Here is an 18,569-nt window from a genome sequence, read left to right as displayed (position 1 = left end):
TGATCTGCAACCTCGGGCAGGAGCAGTCGGCGCTCCTGAGAGTGACAGTGCGAGCGGACGTGCGACCTGTGGGTGTGTGTTTGTGTCAGTGGCAGGTGAGAGGGTAGTCGCGCGAAGGAGGAACGATGGACAAGATGATGATTCAAGTGTTGTCAGGGATAGTTGCGGGGTTGTCGCGGAAGAAGGACAGGGCGTTTTCGTGGCTAGTATGTGGCGCTGCCCTGTTGGTTGTCTCATCATATTTGACGGAGAGGCGTCCCAGCGATATTCTTGCGACTGTTGCCCGCGAATTTGGTTTCGAGTCTGCCGCGAACGGTCTTTCGGTCGAACTGCCTCCGATTGTTGCGAACGAAAATCCTGTGTGCTACGACGTGTTCGCCAGGCTGACTGTAATGCTGGTTGTGTGGATGGCGATAAGTCCGGTGGTTCGAGTGATGCGAGAGGGGGAGCATTTGGGTGACTTTGATTTTGAGGCCGAAGGCCTAATGGGGGCACGGGCGCCGGGGACGGTATGGATCTTGCTTCTTGCTGCGGCGCAGTACGGGCCGATCAAACCTCTTATCGTGGGATGGGCGGCATGGGCGTTCGCGGCGGCTGTGAGATTATGTATCATTGTTGTCTTGGTGATTCTTGCGCTTACCTGTCTCGACAGGCGCATCGGTCATTTGTTGCCGTTGGGCGTATGCATTGACGGGATAAAGTTAGTGTCTATGGGTGCGGCAACTGTTGTGGTTGCCGTTATCGCGTCTGTGGCTCTTTCTTCCGTGGGTTCGTTGGCAAGAGTGCTTGCATGGTGGTGTGCGACGGAGTCTGACATTCATGTTGACGTCAAACGGCGTGTAGCACGTGAAATGGCGCAGATTCGTCGTGAACCGACCGGTTGTGCGGAAGTCGGGGAGGTCAAGGCAAATAGGGTGAGTTCCTGAATCGCGGTTGCTGGCTAGGTTGTGCCTGGTGCTGCTGTGTGAGTTCAGGGTGGTGCTGGCTAGTTAGGTGTTTGAGTGTGCCGGTATGGAGAACGTGAATGCGGTGCTTCACGTTTGAAGGTGTGGATGAAGCCGGAAGCCGACTCGCCCGCGTGCTCAGCGGTGACGTCGTCTACTACGCCGGTTCGGGGTTTACTACGCCGGTTAGATGTTTGTTGAAGGGGTCTGGGCCCTTCAGCGGAGGTCTAACTGGCGTAGTAGAGGCCGAAGGGGCGTACCCAATGATCGGGCTCTGGCCTCCGCGTCACCAACGTCATGCCGAGCGCTGCATCTCACCGCGGACGCTCGCGCCCTAGTGCCGCACCCAACCTCAGATGCCGCCGCCAACCGCCGTACTCCGCGCACGAGGAGCCGTCCTCGTCGGGAATGCATGGCATGGAGTCATGCCGGGACGGCGCCGATTAGGGTCAAACGCAGTGATCCGTGCCGTCGCGGAGCGTCAGGGCGTGGTCGCGGATGTCGCCATCCGGTGGACGCCCCGGTTCGCGGCCCGGTCTCCTGTGGTTGCACCAGAAGAGTGGTGATCCCCACTGTGTTTCACATATATGTGAAACTGCGTTACCCTGTAACAGCACCTCGAATGGTGTGTGAGGAGAGAGGAGACATCATGTCAGCCGGTACGCTCGCCAGGGTCGGCCTTGCGGCGCAGACCGTGCGTGAGGTCCAGGAGATCAAGCCCAAAGAAGGGGCCGTACTCGTACTGCGTGACCCTGACGGCCGCGAGGTCGTGTTGACGCAGGGTGTTCAGAAGGCTCTGTTGGCAGCCCTCGCCTCGATCGCCGAGCATGGCGAGGTCACTATCGGACGTGTCCCTGACGAGCTCACCAGCACTGTTGCCGCCGACATGCTCGGCGTCTCGCGTCCTACCCTGCTGAAGTGGAGCCGCGACGGCCTGATTGACTCTTTCAAGGTCGGCTCGCACACTCGCTTCCGCCGAGACGACGTAGTGCGGCTTCGTGATGAGCGCGAGCGCGAGCGTCGCCGTGCCTTCGAGGAGTTGCGCGCTCTGGATGCGGAAGGGGGCTTCGAGCGCTTCGAAGACTGACTGCGACAAAAACCACGGAAACCTGTGAGCGGGGCGAGCTGCTGCGGCGCGTCGCGGACGTGCTGATGACGGCCGCGAACCTGCCCGAGCAGGAGCGGCGCTCCGACCCGCTGCTGGCGGAGGGGCGAGGTGCAATTCGGGACGGCAAGTCGGCATTGCCGAAGACTTCTAGTGTGACTAGACTGCCGTCATGAAACGGTCGGCGGTGCTGAAGCGGGTCAAGCGCGCAGCGCGCGACCGGGGACTTGAATACGAGGTTCGTGAACTCACTCGCCATACCGCCGTCCGAGTCGGGAGTGTTACGCGGACCCTTGGGCGTCACGTCGAGATCGACGACGTGACGGCGGGCAAGTTCTTCGATCAGTTCGCCGAGGTCCTCGGCGGGAAAGGATGGTGGCGATGAGTCGAACATTTGTTCTTAAGGCCGAGCGGGGAATCGGCAATTGGTGGGTTCTTGAGGTCCCCGAGGTGGGCGCGGTCTCCCAGGTTCGTCGTCTCGATCAGGCGAGGGATGAGATGCGTGAGGCCGTTGCGTACCTCGCGGGCATCCCTGAGTCCGAGGTCGACTTCGATGTCCAAACCACACTTCCCGCCGACTACGTCGAGCACATGGCGGAGGCTCGGCGGCTACGTGAGCAGGCGGATGCGGCGACGCGCAGGGCAGCGGACGAGTCTCGTGCGGCGGCGCGAGTTCTGCGCGAGGGCGGGTTGACTCTCCGCGAGGTCGGCATGCTTATGGGGGTGTCGCATCAGAGAGTGGCTCAGCTTCTTGATGCATGATCCCGGACAGGGGTGCGTTGGCTCGAGTACTCCAGCTCCGAGTAGCACAACGGCGATCATGTTCGTCATAACCTGCTAATATGGCGATCATGCACGCCATAAGGAGGTGTAGATGCCTGGCTACCGGATCAACCGGCAGATGACCGCCTTCGGCGAGCACATCCGCGGCTGGCGCATGGTGCTGGGGCTGACCGCCCAACAGGCCTCCGAGCGGGCCGACATCAGCCGCGACACGCTGCGCAAGATCGAACGCGGCGATCCCACCGTCTCCTTCGGTGCCGTCGCCCAAGTGCTGCGCGCCCTCGGCATCCTCGACCAGGTTGTCGACGCCGTCGACCCGCTGTCCACAGACATCGGCCGCCTGCGCGCCGGAAGCCTGACGAAGCGGCGTGCCCGATGACCGACGTCGAAGTCCTTCTCGACACCGAGTTGAAGCCGCAGCGCGTAGGGACCGCGCACTTCACCCGTACCTCCCCACTGCGGCCGACCGGGCGCAAGCAGATGATGATCCGGCCGCCGCCATCAAGCAGCTTCTCGACACCGGCGCCACCGGCCTAGGAGGCGCTCGCCCCAAGGCCTCCGTGAGGCTGGACGACGGCGGCCTCGCGATAGCCAAATTCCCGCATGCATCCGACCGGTGGAATGTCATGGCATGGGAGGCTGTCATGCTCGACCTCATGCAGGAAGTCGGAATACGTTGCCCGCAGCGGCGACTGGTCAATGTGGACGACTGCGGTGTACTCGTCCTGCGCAGGTTCGACCGATCCGATCTCGGACATCGGATCGGCTACATCAGTGCCATGAACGCAACTCAGGGGACGGTGAGCAGCACGACTACCTCGACGTCGTCGACTCGATCCGCGACCTGTCCCGCTCTCCGCGCGCCGACCTCCGCGAACTCTTCGTACGGATGGCTGACGCTATCGCCCCGCGTATCGAGGCGCTTGCCGCCGTATCTCAAGGCCGCTGATCATCCAAGAGTGCTGCGACGGTTCGTTCCAGCAGCGTCGTCGGCAAGCCCTCATCCAGACCGAACCACAAAGTCCCCTTGCCGCGCACCCATGGGGCGAGTTCAGTGCGCAGCGCCTCCTGGGACGGCAGTGGGTACAGCGCTACGTGGTCCTTCCAGCCCGAGACGAAAACCCGCGCGGCCTTGCTGCGTCCCGGAATCCGATAGCCGATGATCCCGTAGCTGATCACTTCCTCGACGCCTGGTGCGGTGCGCCGCACCAGGTCACGCAGTGCGTCCAAGGCCGGGCGCGCCGCCAGCGGCACGGACGCCAGGTAATCGGTGACGGCGCGCAGATGCGTCCGGGCGACTGCGCCCTGCCGGTTCCGCTGAGGAGGTACGTGCTCCCAGTGTGAACGGGTGATGAGTTCGCGCAGAACCTCGGCGTCAACGTCAGCCAGATGCGCGATGTACAGGCAGTCTTTGCCGACCCTGTGCTTGCCGAGCCGGTCCATGAGGTAGCCATCCTTCAGCACGGCCGGGCAGAGGTATACGGCTACCGCGGACTTGCGTGGGCTGAAGGCGACGGTTGGTATGGCGCCCTTGCCGGTGTCGGAGGTGCCGTGGGGAGTCGAGCCGAAGCCGATCACGCCCGACTCCCACATGACAGGGACGGCACCGGTTACCTCCCGCATGACGGTGATGAGTGCGTGTGCCTCGGTCGCCCGCTGGGTGCTCACGGTGGACAAGAAGTCGTTCACCGGGACATGCGTGGGTTCCAAGAGGGCTCCTCAAACCTGCTGCTGATAGGGGCGCGGACGACTGTCACTCGTGCCGTGCAGCGTATGCCAGGGCGTGGCGGGGTTCTAATCGTGACGACTGAACTGGGCGTGACTTGCTGGGCAAACCGCCTATGACCAGGGGAAACGTGTCTCCCGGTCGGCTTCTGGTAGACCAGCGCAGGCGCCCGCCTCATCCCCGCCAGAGGTTCTGCATGTACTCCGGTGGGCACGGATGCCCCTCCCGGATAACCCCCGGGTTGCCGATGACCATGGACCCGGATGGGACATCGGTGTTGACCAGCGCCCCAGGTGCGATGAGCACGTCGTCCCCAACGGTGATCCCGCCGACGATGACCGCGTTCGTGCCGATCCACACACGGTCCCCGATGGTGGGCGTGCCTGCGCGGCGGCCGGTGGGCACGATCCCGATCGTTACGCCCGTCGCTATGTTGCAGTTGCTGCCGATCACGGCCGCAGGATTGATGATGATGCGGCCCCGATGCCCGATGTAGAAGCCGGGACCGATCCGAGTGGACCAGGGAATCTGGATGAACGTCGTCGCCGACAGGTGGCTGAGGGCCGCCCGGTACGCCTTCCGCAGCAGCGGTGATTCTGCGCTCTGTGCATGTCGGAGGGCCCACAGGTAGCTCAGCACCTTGCGCTCGCCGATGCGCGCGGATAGTGGAACATCGGTGCGGCCGAAGTACCGGAAGAGGTCGGAGTGGAAGAGTTGGCGGGCGGTCGAGGGCATAGGGGGCTCCTCAGGATGATTGATCAGGGTCTTCCAAGGCTACTGATCGTCGGCCCGGGCCTCCGGGCGTGTCATGAGGGCGCGGGCGGTGCATGGGGCTTGTGCCGCAGTGGGGCATGGTCGCAGTCGAAGAGGTGAGCGGTCCGCCTACGCTGGGCGGGCCGTCCAGGGGGTGGACGGTGGAGGGGCGCGACACGCTGACCAGCACCTCAAATGTGTGAGCCATGACACCACAAGAACTGGGGGCGGCGGTGGGTCGGGATCTCGCCAGATGGCGCCGCCGTTGCGGTATCGAGGGGGGTCGCATGCGGATCTTGACCACAACATGTTGTGGTCGCCAGGGAGTAACGCTCCCAGATGATGTGTTACAACCATGTCGTTCGTTGCTGCTTCGAGAGGCATCTTGGAGTAGGGTCGGCGACGTCGGCGGCGCCGACAGGGGTCCTCGGCCCCGGTGGTGCCACCCGTTCAAAGAAGACCGCACGCTCAGCACTCACGCAAAGCACTGGAGGCCCCTCGTGTCCGACAGCACCCCGACTCCGTCCGCCGCTCATCTGGCCGCCGCCCACCCCGAGCTCGTGGCCCGAGGCTCTGCCGACTCCGCTGTCGCCCACGGCTCGCGCCCCCAGGTGGACGCCGTCTCCACCATCACCGAGTACCTGGACCGCTCCGACTGGCGCGTGAACGCCAACGCCAACCAGGGCTACTCCCTGGGCGGGATGATCCTGAACACCTCCGGCAAGGTCATCGCCAACTACTGGCTCAGCCAGATCTACCCGCAGGTGGCCGGCGACGCCCACCGCAACGGCGACATCCACATCCACGACCTGGACATGTTCGCCGGCTACTGCGCCGGCTGGTCGCTGAAGAACCTGCTCCAGCAGGGCTTCAACGGCGTCCCCGGCAAGATCGCCTCCGGCCCCGCCAAGCACTTCTCCTCCGCCGTCGGCCAGATCGTCAACTTCCTGGGCACCCTGCAGAACGAGTGGGCCGGCGCGCAGGCCTTCTCCTCCTTCGACACCTACATGGCGCCCTTCGTCCGCCTGGACAACATGAGCTACGACGACGTCCTCCAGTGCATGCAGGAGCTCATCTTCAACCTCAACGTCCCCTCCCGCTGGGGCACCCAGACGCCCTTCACCAACCTCACCTTCGACTGGACCTGCCCCGCGGACCTGGCCGACGAGCACCCGCTGGTCGGTGACGAGCTGTGCGACTTCACCTACGGCGACCTCGCCGAGGAGATGGGCATGATCAACCGCGCCTTCATGGAGGTCATGACCACCGGTGACGCCGACGGCCGCGTCTTCACCTTCCCGATCCCCACCTACAACATCACCAAGGACTTCGACTGGGACAGCCCCAACGCCGACCGGCTGTTCACCATGACCGCGAAGTACGGCCTGCCCTACTTCCAGAACTTCATCAACTCCGAGCTCGACCCCGGCATGATCCGCTCCATGTGCTGCCGCCTCCAGCTCGACCTGCGCGAGCTGCTCAAGCGCGGCAACGGCCTGTTCGGCTCCGCCGAGCAGACCGGCTCCGTCGGCGTCGTCACCGTGAACATGGCCCGCCTGGGCTACCTGCACGCCGACGACGAGGAGGCCCTGGTGAAGGCGCTGGACCGCCTCATCGACATCGCCTCGCAGACGCTGGAGCTCAAGCGCACCGTCATCCAGCACCACATCGACACCGGCCTGTTCCCCTTCACCAAGCGCTGGCTCGGCACGCTGGACAACCACTTCTCCACCATCGGCGTCAACGGCATGAACGAGATGGTCCGCAACTTCACGCACGACGCCTACGACCTGACCGACCCGCGCGGCCACGCCATGTGCGTGCGCATCCTTGACCACGTCCGCGGGCGCATGGTCGAGATCCAGGAGGCCACCGGTCACCTGTACAACCTGGAGGCCACCCCCGCCGAGGGCACCACCTACCGGTTCGCCAAGGAGGACCGCAAGCGCTACCCGGACATCCTCCAGGCCGGCACCGACTCCAACCCGTACTACACCAACTCCTCCCAGCTGCCCGTCGGTTACACCGACGACCCCTTCGAGGCGCAGGAGATGCAGGAGGAGCTGCAGACCAAGTACACGGGCGGCACGGTGCTGCACCTGTACATGAACGAGCACATCTCCTCGGCCCAGGCCTGCAAGGAGCTGGTGCGCCGCTCGCTGACCGCGTTCCGCACGCCCTACATCACCATCACCCCGACCTTCTCGATCTGCCCGACCCACGGCTACCTTGCCGGCGAGCACTTCACCTGCCCCAAGTGCGCCGAGCTGCATCCCGACGCCGAGCCGGTCGAGTGCGAGGTGTGGACCCGCGTCATGGGCTACTTCCGCCCCGTGAAGTCCTTCAACATCGGTAAGAAGGGCGAGTACATGGAGCGGCAGATGTTCACCGAGGCCGCGGCCGGCGCCCACGGCACCACCACCTCCCGCCTGACCTCCATCAGCGCCTGAGGGCCGGGTCTGCAGCGGAGCGGGAGGGGCAGGTGGCGGACTGGATCGTTGAACTGACTCCTCGCGCCGAGAATTCGCTGCGCCGACTCGATCGCAGTGTCCAGGTGCGTGTGGTCGGCAAGCTGCGGGAGATTCAGGGCGCTGATGATCCGCGGAACTTCCTGAAACCGACGACTGGCCCGCTTAAGGGATTCTTCCGACTTCGGGTCGGGAACTACCGGGTGATCGTCGACGTCCAGGATGAGCGCTGCGTGATCCTCGCAATCGATGTCGGTCATCGCTCCACGGTCTATCGGTGAGATCGCCGGGCCTGTTCGTGACTTGGCCGCAGGGGCGCCGGGGCGCCTGCCGCTTCAGCGGTGGGGTCCCGGCGCTCGTCCTAGGGGGCTCTGGACCTTCGCTGTATGGGCTGGGGCTTGTCGGAAGCGAGGGCCGACTCCTATGCTGTAAACATGTCTACAGCAGTTCTGAGCGTGCGACTGCCGGAGGAGCTCAAGCGTCGGCTCGATGACCTGGGCGCTCGGACCGGGCGCTCGGCAACCTTCTATGTGCGTGAGGCTGTTGAGTCCTACATCGATGACTTGGAGTACGCGTACACGCTGAAGGCTGAAGCGGAGGCGGCCAGGCGTGGTGAGGTCAAGACGCGCCGCCTCGATGAGATCGCCGCGAGCCTCGGACTCGATGACTGAGACCCTCAAGAAGGGCGTCGCGCACCGCCCCGCCGACGATCTGCAGATCGCCGGGCTCGTGCCCATGTCCACCGTCGACTGGCCCGACCACCTGGTAGCGACGGTCTTCCTGCAGGGCTGCCCCTGGAACTGCTTCTACTGCCACAACCAGGCCCTCATCCCCGCGCGCACGCCCGGCGTGGTCGCCTGGGATGAGGTCCGCTCCCTGCTCGCCCGCCGTCGCGGCCTGCTCGACGGCGTCGTCCTCACCGGCGGGGAGGCGCTGCGCCAGGACGCCCTCGCCGACGCCGCCGCCGAGGTGAAGGAGATGGGTTTCCTGGTGGGCCTGCACACCGCCGGCCCCTACCCGGGTCGCCTGCGCGACATGGTTGCGCGCGGGCTGGTCGACTGGGTCGGCCTCGACATCAAGGCGCTGCCCGAGCACTACGACGCCGTGGTCGGCCGCCCCAACTCCGCCGCCAAGGCCTGGGAGTGCCTGCAGGTGCTGGTGGACGCGGCCACTCGCGGCGACGGCGTCGACTTCGAGGTGCGCACCACCGTGGTCCCCGGGGATGTCACGGCCGCCGACGCCGTGGAGGTCGCCCGCCGCGTGCACGACGCCGGCGCCCGGGTCTACGCGCTGCAGCAGGCCCGCGGCGCGGGCACGACCGGCGACTTCGCCGTGTCCGCGCCCGGCTGGGACGCCGAGTGTGAGCGTATGGCCGCCCAAGTCGAGGCCCTCGGCTGGGACCGCTTCACCTACCGCCCCGCCTGATTCCTCCGCCGAGGTCGGTAGATCTTACGTGCCGAGGTCGGTAGTTGTTACGTGCCGAGGTCGGTAGTTGTTACGTGCCGAGGTCGGTAGTTGTTACGTGCCGAGGTCGGTCAACCTGGTGGCTGACAGTCTGCTCTCGCCGAGACCGGCATGGGCTGACGGGCCAGTACTGGACGGTGCGAATTGTGCTGTCGGGCCGGACTCTGGTGCACGTTCCACGACCTCGGGGGCATTGCACGACCTTGGGGTGCGTTGCACGACCTTCCTGGGGTCGTGCAACGCACACGGGGGTCGTGGAGTGTGGTCCGGGGGCGTGGAAGCCATCCGGCGGCGTACCGGGGTGAGCGTGCTTGTTGAGGGCGTGTTCGATCTGGAGCGGCAATGCGCACCTTGGACGCGCAACAAACCCACGTTATCCGGCCAAAGCCGGCGATGACGGAGGGAGTGCTCGGGATCGGGCGCAGCTGGTGATCGCCGCCTACGAGGCCGGGCTGGTGCGACCCGCGCGCCAAGGGCTGTAGGCCCGATCCGCCACCACCGACGCTGACGGTGTGACCCGCAACGCAGGGATCGCGGGGGTCGTAGCTGTCATGGGATGCACCACTTTCACGTGTCGGCTGTACTCGACGACACGCCGATCCGCATGATTGCGCGCCTGCTGCGGCCAAGGCGGGTCTGCCGTGCAGGGAAAGTGGTGCATTTCGTGCCACCTTCACCGCTGCTGCCCACTGCTCGACCGTGTGCTTGAGCCCGGCCCCCTCGAACACCTATACTTACCGAGTAAGCGTTACTCAGTAACTAGGTCGGTTGTTGCATCGACACGCGACTCGGAGGTCCGAATGGCCGTGAAACACGCCCTGCTCGCCCTGCTCGCACGCGGCCCCGCAGGCACCTACCAGCTGCGCAAGGACTTCGAAGCGGCCACCGGAACCACCTGGCCCCTCAACATCGGCCAGGTCGCCACCACGCTGGCGCGCCTCGAACGCGACGGCCTGGTGATACGCCTCGATCCCGGCCGGCCCGCGAACGGCGCCGGCACGCCGGGCGCCGCAACCGCTTCCGCCCCCGTCCCGGTGGCAACGGCGCAGCCCGCGCCGCGCAACTCCGACGCCACGCCCGCGGCCGCTAACGCGGCTCCCGCAACCGGGCCTTCCAAGACGCAGACGCCGCCCACCGCCAACCGGGACGTGGCCGCCTGGACCCTGACCGACGCCGGCCGAGAGGAGCTCGCCCACTGGTGGGCAAGTCCGGTGGCCCGCCGCGCCCCCGAACGCGACGAGCTCGTCATCAAGCTCGCCCTGGCCGCCGCGTCCCCGGACGTCGACGTCGCCGCACTGATCCAGCAGCAGCGCCAGGCAACGCAGACCACCCTCCACGAGATCAACCGCGCCCGCCGCGCCGCCGCGGACGAGGATCTGGCCACCACGCTCGTCCTGGACCATCACGTGTTCATCGTCGAGGCCGAGCTGCGCTGGCTCGACGACGCCGAGGGCCGCCTGACCCGCGCCGCCGCGCCCCGCGCTTCGGCTGCGCCCGCCGCGCCCCGCGCGTCGGCTGCCTCCACCACGCCCGTTTCATCCACCGGGAGGCGGTCCTGATGCCCGCCTCACATCAGCAGCCCGTGCTCGAGCTCCGCGGCGTTGGCCGCATTCACGGCACCGGCGCCCGCGCCGTCACCGCCCTGGACGGGGGCGAGCTCACGGTCGCGCCCGGTGAGTTCGTCGCCGTCATGGGCCCGTCCGGATCCGGGAAGTCGACCCTGCTCAACCTCGCCGGCGCCCTGGACCGGCCCACCTCCGGCAGCGTGATCCTGGCGGGCCGCGACCTGTCCGGCCTGGACCGCACCGCCCTGGCCGAGGTGCGCCGCCGCACCATCGGCTTCGTTTTCCAGGACTTCAACCTGCTGCCCTCCTTGACCGCCGCCGAGAACGTCGCCTTCCCCCTGGAGCTTGACGGCTGGCCCGCCCGTCGCGCCCGGGCGGCCGCACTGACCGCGCTGGAACAGGTCGGCTTGGCGGATCTTGCCGACCGCCTGCCCGGCGACATGTCCGGCGGCCAGGCCCAACGCGCCGCCATCGCCCGGGCGATAGTCGGCCCGCGCCGCCTGCTGCTCGCGGACGAACCCACCGGCGCACTCGACTCCGCCACCGGCACCGCCGTCATCGGCGTGCTGCGTCAGCGCGCCGACGACGGCGTCGCCGTCCTCATGGTCACCCATGAGCCCCGCTTCGCCGCCTGGGCCGACCGCACGGTCTTCCTGCGCGATGGCCGCATGGTCGGGTCCTCCGGCCCGGCCGACGCCGACGAACTGCTGCCCGTACCGGGGGAGGGACGGTGAGCGCGGCCCGGCTGCGGGCCCTGCGTCCCGTCGTCCGCCTGGCCGCGCGCGACGCGCGGGCGCACAAGGCCCGCAGCCTGCTGGCGATCCTGCTGGTGGCCGCTCCCCTGGTACTGATCGTCGGCTTCCTGGGCACGCGGCTGTCCACCCCGCCCACCCGGCAGGCCGCGCTCGCCTCCATCCCCGACGGCGCCCAGGCCGTGATCACCGGCACCGCCGTCGACCCCGCAGAGGCCCCGTTCCGGCAGGTGCCCGAGGGCGCACCCGGACCCTGGATGGACTCGCTGGAGACCGTGCCCCTGACCGCGGAGAAGCTGGTGGAATACCTCCCCGCGCGCGACCGGGTCCTGCAGTTCTGGGACTCGGAGGATCTGCTCGCCCTGGCCGACCCCGACGCCGAAACGGGCACGACCACGCCCGCCGCCGCAGAGGACCTGCAAGGAGCAGACTTCGGCGCAATCGGCACCTTCACCCTGCGCGAGGCCGACGCCGCCGGCCTGGAGCTGCTCCTGCCCCCGCTGGTCGCCGGCACCGCCCCGACCGGCACCGCCGACGTCGTCATCACCACCGCCCTGGCCGAGCGCACCGGCATGGAGGTGGGGGAGACGATCACCCTGATCGCCCCGCCCTTCGACGGCTGGTACTCCACTAACGGACGCATCGCCGAGGTCATGCAGGACTCCCGGCGCTCCTACCGCGTCACCGGCCTGGTCGACGACGACGCCGCCCGCGCCTGGGCGCTGCCGGCCTGGCTGGCGCCGGCGGTCCAGGGCGACCCGGCCGGCGTCGACACCCACTTCCTGGTCACCGGCCCCGACCCGGTCACGTGGGAGGTCGCCAAGCAGCTCAACGGCGAGATGGCCTTCGCCGTCTCCCGCCACGTGCTCACCAACTACCCGGACGCCTCCGAGCTGTATCCGGTGGCCGTCAGCGCCGACTACCTGGCCACCGCCCTGGTGATGACCGTGATCGCCTGCGCCGCCGCCGCGGGTCTGCTACTGGGGCTGGTAACCCCCGCCTTCGTGGTCGCCGCCGAGCAGCAGCGCCGCACCCTGGCCCTCGCCTCCGCCACCGGAGCCGCACCGCGGCAGCTGGCCCGCACCATCACCCTGCAGGGGACTGCGATCGGCTGCGTGGGCGGAGTACTCGGCGCCGGTGGCGGCCTCGTCGCCGCCTGGGCGGCCTACCGCATCTTCGAACCCGAGGTGCAAGCGCTCGCGGGCCTGCCGGGGTGGCTGCCGGTGCTCGTTGTCGCGGGCGCCGCCTTGGCCGGGTGGCTGGCCACACTCGCGCCCGCCCGGCGAGTGGCGCGCATGGAGCCGGTCCAGGCGCTCAAGCGCGGGAGCCAGTCGGCGGACGCGGCCGGCGCTCAGCAGAGTCGGGCCGGACGCAGGTGGCGCCTGCTCGGCGGTGCGTGCCTGCTGGCGGCCGCGATCGGCTGTGCCCTTGCCTCACTGCGCATACAAGTACCCGTCGCCGCGCCCGGAGAGGAGCCGGTGGTGCCCGGCACACTGCCCGGGGGAGCCGCCGTGCCGCTGCTGGTGGCGGCCCTGCTGCTGGGTGCTGTCGGGCTGTTCATGTTGGCCCCGGTTGTGCTCGACGCCGCAATCGCGGTGCTGGCCAAGGGGCCGCTGGCGCTGCGCGTGGCCGCCCGAGACGCCGCCGCCCACCGCGGCCGCGCCCTGCCGGTGGTCGGTGCGATCGGCGTCGTCGTCGCGCTGGCCTGTGGGCAGACCGTCTACCTGGCGTCCGCAACCGCCAACTACAACGACACCTCCACGGTTCTGGTGGCGCCCGGGCACCTTGCGCTGGGACCACGCGTGCCGGTCTCCGAGGCCTTCGACGCCGCCGTCCTGGCCGACGCCGTGAGCGTGCTGCAAGACGCCGGCCTGCCCGTCACCGGCTCCGCGCCGGTTCGCGCGATGGACTTTCGTAAGGAGGGCGTGTCGTACACCCTCAGAGTCGAACCGCCGGCCGACTCCCGCTGCCCCGACTTCACCGACCCGGACGTCGCGGCCTCTCTGGGACTGGTGGACACGGTGACTTGTGTGCCTGCGGGGCAGGGATACAACCCGGGCATCACGGCCCCCTGGATGCTGGGAGACGATGTCTTTGTAATGGAAGGGCAGGCGCTGCGCGCCACCGGCCTGGACGGGGCGCAGGAGGCCGCGGAGCTCCTGGAGGCGGGCGGTGTGGTGGTCAACAACGCCACCTGGATCGATGACGACGGAACGGTTCGTATAGGTCTCATGGACTACAGCGATGCCGCCATGACCATCCAGCACCAGCAATCCCGGGACGCCTACTTCCTGCCGCGGATGACCGCCACCATCACGGTGTCGCCCGCCACCGCCGCCGAGCTGGGGCTGACCGGCGCCGACGCGCCGAAATACGTGGGGGAGATGGTGCAGCTGTCGCGACCGCTGACCGCGGCGGAGACCGCCACGGCACAGCGGATCATCGAGGCGCACACCGACCTGGTGACCGTCGGGACCGACCCGGATCTGCCGCCTTGGGGCGGCGTGGCCGACTTCGCGGTCCTGGCCGTGCTGGCGGCGGTGGCCCTGTTCGCACTGGTGGTGAGTCTGCTGCTGACCCGCACCCAGATGCGCGCCGACATGGTCACCATGCACGCGGTGGGAGCCTCGCCGCGTTTCCTGCGGCGGCTCACCGCTGCCCACGCGGCCGTCGTGCTGGCGCTCGGCGTGCCCGCCGGGGCGGTGTGCGGCTGGGCGGTGGCCGCGTATCTGGTGGCCTGGAACCGGCACGTGGCCATCGACGGTCCCTGGCTGCGCCTGGAGGGCGTGTGGGGCTGGCAGCTGGTGGGACTGGCCGGCTTCGTCGCGGTGGGCCTGGGCGTGGCGTGGCTGATGGGTCGCCCGCCGCGCCATCTGGCGCGCTCCCGCGACGATTAGCCGTCACGTTCCACGACCTTGGGGGCGTTTCACGACCTTGGGGGCGTTTCACGACCTTGGGGTGTATTCCACGACCACCCCGGGGTCGTGGAACGCGCACGGAAGTCGTGGAACGTGCACCAGGGTCGTGCAACGTCGTGGCGCGGCCACCATCGGAGGATCGGCGCGGGTGCGTCTCGGTGTGCGGGTGCGTCGCGGCGTGTGGGCGCCTCGGCGCGGGCGCACCGCCATGCTCCGTCCTCAGGGCCGCTCGCGGAACACCGCCCGCTGCTGCACCAGGTAGCTGACCAGGTACAGCGCCCCGTCGCCGAGCGGCTTGGCCAACCACAGTGGCACCCCGATTCCGGTCAACGCCCACAGCATCCCGTAGCCGGCCGCCAGCAGCGCCAACGCCAGCACCACATACCTCACCGCGGTGCGGCCGACGGTGCCGGGCGCCGCCCGGAAGACGCGCCGGTTCATGAAGAAGTTGGCCGTTCCGCTGATTAGCCGCGCCCCCACCACACTTGCCAGCAGACTCCCGGTGGCCAGGTGCAGGGCCATCAAGGCAACCCAGTCGATGCCGAAGCTCGCCAGGCTCGCCCCGACGAATCCCAGCAGCGGCGCATAGATCCGCGCCGAGTCCCGCAGCGGCCGGAAGTGACTGGAGGCGTTGCCCGGCTCGTACACCGTGGCGATCTCCACCTCCTCTACCTCCAGGCCGAGCTCGTGAGCGCGCAGCAGGGCGCTGAGTTCCCACTCATAGCGGTCGCCGGGCACGTCCGCCAGCCAGGCGGTCTGCCCGGCGGGGTAGCCGCGCAGGCCGGTCTGGGTGTCGCCCAGGTGCCAGCCGGTCGCCAGGCGGAACAACAGTGCGGTCACGGTGTTGCCGATCCGGCTGCGCGCCGGCACCGGCCCGGTCAGGCGCCGCACCCCGAGCGTCATGTGCCCGGTGGTGTGCACACGCCGGGCCACCGCGGCGATGTCCGCGGGCCGGTGCTGCCCGTCGGCGTCCGCGCACACCACGTCCGCCTCCGGCCACAGCTCGGCCACCTGCGCCAGCCCGGTGCGCAGCGCCGCCCCCTTGCCCCGGTTACGGCCGTACCCGACGACGTCCGCCCCGCGTGCGCTCGCCGCCCGAAACGCCGGCGCATACTCCGGCCCGGAGCCGTCGTCGACGACGAGCACCCGGCATCCGGGCAGCTCCCGCACCAGGTCGCCCACCAGATGCGGCAGGCGCTCGTCGGGTTGATAGGCGGGTATGAGCACGACCAGTCCCACGCGGGAGGACCGTCCCGGTGCGTAGGCGGTGTGCGGCCGGGACGCGGCGTCGGGCCGCAGGCGGCGTCGCGGGAAGGAGCCGGTGTTTTGCCGTGTTGACGTACTCATCTCAGGCCCCCTGTGCGATGTAGAGGATGTCGGAGGTCTCGCGCTCGCCGCCGTTGGAGGGCCGGTTGACCACCTCGCCGTTGAACCAGAGCGTCGAGGAGCCGCCGCCGTCGAGGTTGTAGGCGCTCTCGCAGCCCAGGTCGGCCATGATCTGGGCCAGCTCGGTCATGGTGACTCCGCGCGAGTAGCCCTTGTCGCGCCCGTCGACGACGACGAACACGTAGTGCCCGTCCGCGATCGCGCCGACGGCGGTGCGCGGCTGGGTGCCCTGGATCGAGTGGTTGCCGAAGTTGGTGTCCACCTCCACGGAGTCGACCCCGTCCAGCACCGCGCCGCCGCGCACCAGCGCGGGCCCGAAGGAGAGGGTGTTCCACACGCCGGCGTCCAGCAGGGTCTGGGCGGTGGTGCTGGTCTCGTCGTAGACCTCGACGCGGCCGTCGGTGTAGAAGGCGATGCCGTCGCGCGCGCCGTCGTCGCGGTAGATGACGCCGTTGCGGATGAGGATGCCGTCGGAGCGGAAGCCGTAGTAGTCGCCGTTGACGGCCAGGACCGCGCCGTGCTCGGTGGCCATGGCGCTGGGCAGGGCGGTGATGTTGGTGCCGTAGGCGTTGTTGGCGAAGGCGCTGCGCACGGCGGTGGCATCGGACACCTGGACGTCGGCGACGTAGTAGGTGACCGTGTCGTTCCCGGAGCCGGTGGAGACCTGCTCTACCTTGATGGAGGTCAGCGAGGACGTGTAGCTGTTGTCCGTGACGGTGACACCGGTGGCCTTCGCGGTCGCAGTGGCCGCGGCCGTGGCGGAGACCGAGGAGTTCATGGCCTCGTAGGCGGCCACGTCGTCGACCTCCACGTGGTCGATGACGAACCGGTTCAGCGCCCAAGCGGCGGTGCCGAGCAGGCCGGCGCCCACCAGGGCGCTGCCGCCCAGCAGGGCGCGTCTGCGCGAGTGGCGGCGCGGCGCCTGGCCCGCGGAGTCGGGCGGCGTGCGGGGCTGCGGGTTCTGGGATGCGGCCATCCGGTCCGACGGCGCCGTGTCGAGGCGGCCGCCGACGGGCTCGGTCTGGGCGTCGGCGCTGCCGGATTCAGGGGTCGAAGTGTTGGACATGCCCCTAACCCTCGCGGGCGGCCGTGTGCGCCGGCCGGGGCCCGAGTATGGGCCTCCTGTGAATATGAAGCGGGCCTCGGAGCGCAGGCGGCTGCCACATCGGCCGATAACCTGGGCGAGTCATGAGAATGTTCCTGATAAAGGCCGCTAATACGCCGTGGTCCCGCCACTCCTCGCCAGCCGGTTTCATAGTCTCTTCTCATGACCGCTTTCCCCTCGACCGACCCCTCCCCTGAGCTGCGAGGCGAGGCCGCCGCCCCGCAGGCCGTCGGCGCGGGCGCTCACGACGGCATGGCGGCAGACGCTCACGCCGTCGGTTCCGCCGATTCACGCGACGCGGGCGTGCGCACCTCCTTCGCCCCGTCCCTGCTGATCTCCCTGGCGGCGCTGGCGGCCATCGCCCCGCTCGCCACGGACGCCTACCTGCCGGCCTTCAACCACATGGCCGCCGATCTGGGGGTCTCGGCGTCGACCACCCAGCTGACCCTGACCGCCTTCCTGGTCGGCGTGGCACTGGGCCAGCTGAGCATCGGCGTGCTGTCAGACCGCTTCGGCCGCCGTCCCCTGCTGCTATGGGGCAGCGTGCTGGCCTTCGTCGCCGGGGTAGGCACGGCGGTGGCCCCCAGTGCCGCCGTGCTGCTGGCCGCCCGCTTCCTTCAGGGTCTCGGCGGGGCCGCTGGCATGGTGCTGGGACGTGCCGTCATCTCCGACCGCTCCCGCGGTATCACGGCGGCACGGGCACTGAGCCTGGTGATGGCGATCCAGGGTATCGCGCCTGTGGTCGCCCCGATCCTCGGCGGGGCGCTGGTCGGGCCGGTTGGCTGGCGCGGCATCCTCGCCGTTGTTGCCGCCTTCCAGGGGCTGCTGGTGCTGCTGGTTGCCGCGTGGGTGCCCGAGACCCTACCCGCGCAGCGGCGTCATGAGGGCGGGCTCGGCGTGCTCATTGAGGGCACGCGGGCGCTGGGCAAGGATCGCGTCTTCGTCCGGCTGACCATCATCAACGCGCTCGTCTACGCCCTGCTCACCTCCTACCTGTCCGCCGCCCCGTTCATGATGCAGGGCGTGCTCGGCATGAGCACGGCCGCCTACACCTCCGTCTTCGCCGTCTGCGGCCTGATGGTGACGGTGACCGTGGCGGTGTGCGGTGCCGCGGCCAAGCGGATCTCGCCCGAGCGGCAGATCCGCATGGGGCTCATCGCCGTCCTGGTCGTCGACGTCGTCTTCGCCGCGGTCTGCCTGCTGCGCCTGTCCGCGCCCGTGTCCTCAACACCGCTCATGATCGTCACCATCGCCCTGTTCATCGGGCATGTCATGACCCTGGGCATCTGCATGGGCAACCTGCCGGCCGTCGCGCTGGGACGCACGGGCCGCTGGGCCGGCACCGGCTCCGCGCTGCTGGGCTTCGTCCAGTTCATCTTCGGCGGTACCGCCAGCCCGCTGGTGGGGCTCACCGGCCATGCCTCCGGTGTCGCCTTCGGCGTCACGATCTTGGTACTCGCACTCGCGGCGAACGTACTGGCCGTCTTCGGCGTACGCAGCCGCGGCGAGAAGGAGCGGCAGCGGGCCGCCGCGGAGGCCAAGCGGGCCGCCCGGCTCGGCCGCGACCAGCTTCAGCAAGCGGGGTAAGTTGCTCGAGCAC

The 18,569-nt window shown here is 68.6% G+C and carries 17 protein-coding genes and 1 pseudogene; 14 read left to right on the top strand and 4 right to left on the bottom strand.

What is annotated here, in order from left to right; translation table 11 throughout:
• Positions 1-125: 125 nt before the first annotated feature.
• The 6 genes and pseudogenes from E4J16_RS13045 to E4J16_RS16095 all read left to right on the top strand — a co-directional run.
• Positions 126-926 carry a hypothetical protein gene (locus E4J16_RS13045; protein ID WP_136314240.1) on the top strand — a complete coding sequence of 267 codons (801 nt, stop codon included), beginning with the start codon at positions 126-128 and terminating at the stop codon, positions 924-926.
• Between the two features lie 667 nt (positions 927-1,593).
• A complete protein-coding gene (locus E4J16_RS13040; protein ID WP_136314239.1) occupies positions 1,594-2,031 on the top strand; it encodes a helix-turn-helix domain-containing protein in 438 nt (145 codons plus the stop codon).
• Positions 2,032-2,221: 190 nt separating this feature from the next.
• Entirely contained in the window at positions 2,222-2,434 is a 213-nt protein-coding gene (locus tag E4J16_RS13035) for a ribonuclease PH (RefSeq protein ID WP_136314238.1), read from the top strand.
• Entirely contained in the window at positions 2,431-2,811 is a 381-nt protein-coding gene (locus E4J16_RS13030; RefSeq protein ID WP_136314237.1) for a hypothetical protein, read from the top strand. Before E4J16_RS13035 ends, E4J16_RS13030 begins: the two co-directional genes overlap by 4 nt.
• 112 nt (positions 2,812-2,923) lie before the next feature.
• Entirely contained in the window at positions 2,924-3,211 is a 288-nt protein-coding gene (locus tag E4J16_RS13025; protein ID WP_136314236.1) for a helix-turn-helix domain-containing protein, read from the top strand.
• Positions 3,201-3,620, top strand: a pseudogene (locus E4J16_RS16095) (HipA domain-containing protein); the annotation flags it as partial. The gene E4J16_RS13025 and the pseudogene E4J16_RS16095, both read left to right, overlap by 11 nt.
• Before the next feature lie 148 nt (positions 3,621-3,768).
• Here E4J16_RS16095 and E4J16_RS13015 read toward each other — a convergent pair.
• Entirely contained in the window at positions 3,769-4,542 is a 774-nt protein-coding gene (locus E4J16_RS13015) for a DUF1801 domain-containing protein (RefSeq protein WP_136314235.1), read from the bottom strand.
• 190 nt (positions 4,543-4,732) lie between these two features.
• Positions 4,733-5,293: a serine acetyltransferase gene (locus tag E4J16_RS13010; RefSeq protein ID WP_136314234.1), complete on the bottom strand. Its 561-nt coding sequence runs from the start codon at positions 5,291-5,293 to the stop codon at positions 4,733-4,735.
• 518 nt (positions 5,294-5,811) lie between these two features.
• On the opposite strand from E4J16_RS13010, the gene E4J16_RS13005 reads away from it, so the two are divergent.
• The 7 genes from E4J16_RS13005 to E4J16_RS12975 all read left to right on the top strand — a co-directional run bounded on the left by E4J16_RS13005 (position 5,812) and on the right by E4J16_RS12975 (position 14,457).
• The gene (locus tag E4J16_RS13005) at positions 5,812-7,761 is read left to right on the top strand and encodes a ribonucleoside triphosphate reductase (RefSeq protein ID WP_136314233.1); all 1,950 of its coding nucleotides are present in this window, start codon (positions 5,812-5,814) and stop codon (positions 7,759-7,761) included.
• A 32-nt stretch (positions 7,762-7,793) separates the two neighbouring features.
• Entirely contained in the window at positions 7,794-8,060 is a 267-nt protein-coding gene (locus E4J16_RS13000; protein ID WP_136314232.1) for a type II toxin-antitoxin system RelE family toxin, read from the top strand.
• A 153-nt stretch (positions 8,061-8,213) separates the two neighbouring features.
• Positions 8,214-8,450, top strand: a complete 237-nt coding sequence (gene relB, locus E4J16_RS12995) for a type II toxin-antitoxin system RelB family antitoxin (RefSeq protein ID WP_136193987.1) — start codon at positions 8,214-8,216, stop codon at positions 8,448-8,450.
• Positions 8,443-9,204: an anaerobic ribonucleoside-triphosphate reductase activating protein gene (locus E4J16_RS12990; RefSeq protein ID WP_136314231.1), complete on the top strand. Its 762-nt coding sequence runs from the start codon at positions 8,443-8,445 to the stop codon at positions 9,202-9,204. Before relB ends, E4J16_RS12990 begins: the two co-directional genes overlap by 8 nt.
• An 839-nt stretch (positions 9,205-10,043) precedes the next feature.
• The gene (locus E4J16_RS12985; RefSeq protein WP_136314230.1) at positions 10,044-10,802 is read left to right on the top strand and encodes a PadR family transcriptional regulator; all 759 of its coding nucleotides are present in this window, start codon (positions 10,044-10,046) and stop codon (positions 10,800-10,802) included.
• Positions 10,802-11,542 (top strand): ABC transporter ATP-binding protein, encoded by a 741-nt coding sequence (locus E4J16_RS12980; protein ID WP_136314229.1) that lies wholly within the window; start codon positions 10,802-10,804, stop codon positions 11,540-11,542. The genes E4J16_RS12985 and E4J16_RS12980 overlap by 1 nt, the downstream gene beginning before the upstream one ends.
• Entirely contained in the window at positions 11,539-14,457 is a 2,919-nt protein-coding gene (locus tag E4J16_RS12975) for an FtsX-like permease family protein (protein ID WP_136314228.1), read from the top strand. Before E4J16_RS12980 ends, E4J16_RS12975 begins: the two co-directional genes overlap by 4 nt.
• Positions 14,458-14,697: 240 nt before the next feature.
• On the opposite strand, the gene E4J16_RS12970 is transcribed toward E4J16_RS12975, so the two are convergent.
• Together E4J16_RS12970 and E4J16_RS12965 are read right to left on the bottom strand one after the other, a co-directional pair.
• Positions 14,698-15,825, bottom strand: a complete 1,128-nt coding sequence (locus tag E4J16_RS12970) for a bifunctional glycosyltransferase family 2/GtrA family protein (RefSeq protein WP_136314227.1) — start codon at positions 15,823-15,825, stop codon at positions 14,698-14,700.
• A 1-nt stretch (position 15,826) separates the two neighbouring features.
• A complete protein-coding gene (locus tag E4J16_RS12965) occupies positions 15,827-16,840 on the bottom strand; it encodes a phosphodiester glycosidase family protein (RefSeq protein ID WP_136314715.1) in 1,014 nt (337 codons plus the stop codon).
• A 291-nt stretch (positions 16,841-17,131) separates the two neighbouring features.
• Here E4J16_RS12965 and E4J16_RS12960 point away from each other — a divergent pair, with 291 nt between their 5' ends.
• Entirely contained in the window at positions 17,132-18,556 is a 1,425-nt protein-coding gene (locus E4J16_RS12960; protein WP_275669552.1) for a multidrug effflux MFS transporter, read from the top strand.
• The last annotated feature ends 13 nt before the right edge of the window (positions 18,557-18,569 follow it).

It is taken from the genome of Actinomyces procaprae, from assembly GCF_004798665.1.
GTDB lineage: Bacteria > Actinomycetota > Actinomycetes > Actinomycetales > Actinomycetaceae > Actinomyces > Actinomyces procaprae.
This window is presented reverse-complemented; position numbering and strand designations above follow the sequence as displayed.

Bases quoted from the DNA above. Each gene is read 5' to 3' on its own strand.
- E4J16_RS12980 (WP_136314229.1), top strand. From the start codon at position 10,802: ATGCCCGCCTCACATCAGCAGCCCGTGCTCGAGCTCCGCGGCGTTGGC.
- E4J16_RS13010 (WP_136314234.1), bottom strand. From the start codon at position 5,293: ATGCCCTCGACCGCCCGCCAACTCTTCCACTCCGACCTCTTCCGGTAC.
- E4J16_RS13030 (WP_136314237.1), top strand. From the start codon at position 2,431: ATGAGTCGAACATTTGTTCTTAAGGCCGAGCGGGGAATCGGCAATTGG.
- E4J16_RS13040 (WP_136314239.1), top strand. From the start codon at position 1,594: ATGTCAGCCGGTACGCTCGCCAGGGTCGGCCTTGCGGCGCAGACCGTG.
- relB (WP_136193987.1), top strand. From the start codon at position 8,214: ATGTCTACAGCAGTTCTGAGCGTGCGACTGCCGGAGGAGCTCAAGCGT.
- E4J16_RS13045 (WP_136314240.1), top strand. From the start codon at position 126: ATGGACAAGATGATGATTCAAGTGTTGTCAGGGATAGTTGCGGGGTTG.
- E4J16_RS13025 (WP_136314236.1), top strand. From the start codon at position 2,924: ATGCCTGGCTACCGGATCAACCGGCAGATGACCGCCTTCGGCGAGCAC.
- E4J16_RS13035 (WP_136314238.1), top strand. From the start codon at position 2,222: ATGAAACGGTCGGCGGTGCTGAAGCGGGTCAAGCGCGCAGCGCGCGAC.
- E4J16_RS12985 (WP_136314230.1), top strand. From the start codon at position 10,044: ATGGCCGTGAAACACGCCCTGCTCGCCCTGCTCGCACGCGGCCCCGCA.
- E4J16_RS12960 (WP_275669552.1), top strand. From the start codon at position 17,132: ATGACCGCTTTCCCCTCGACCGACCCCTCCCCTGAGCTGCGAGGCGAG.
- E4J16_RS12990 (WP_136314231.1), top strand. From the start codon at position 8,443: ATGACTGAGACCCTCAAGAAGGGCGTCGCGCACCGCCCCGCCGACGAT.
- E4J16_RS12970 (WP_136314227.1), bottom strand. From the start codon at position 15,825: ATGAGTACGTCAACACGGCAAAACACCGGCTCCTTCCCGCGACGCCGC.
- E4J16_RS12965 (WP_136314715.1), bottom strand. From the start codon at position 16,840: ATGGCCGCATCCCAGAACCCGCAGCCCCGCACGCCGCCCGACTCCGCG.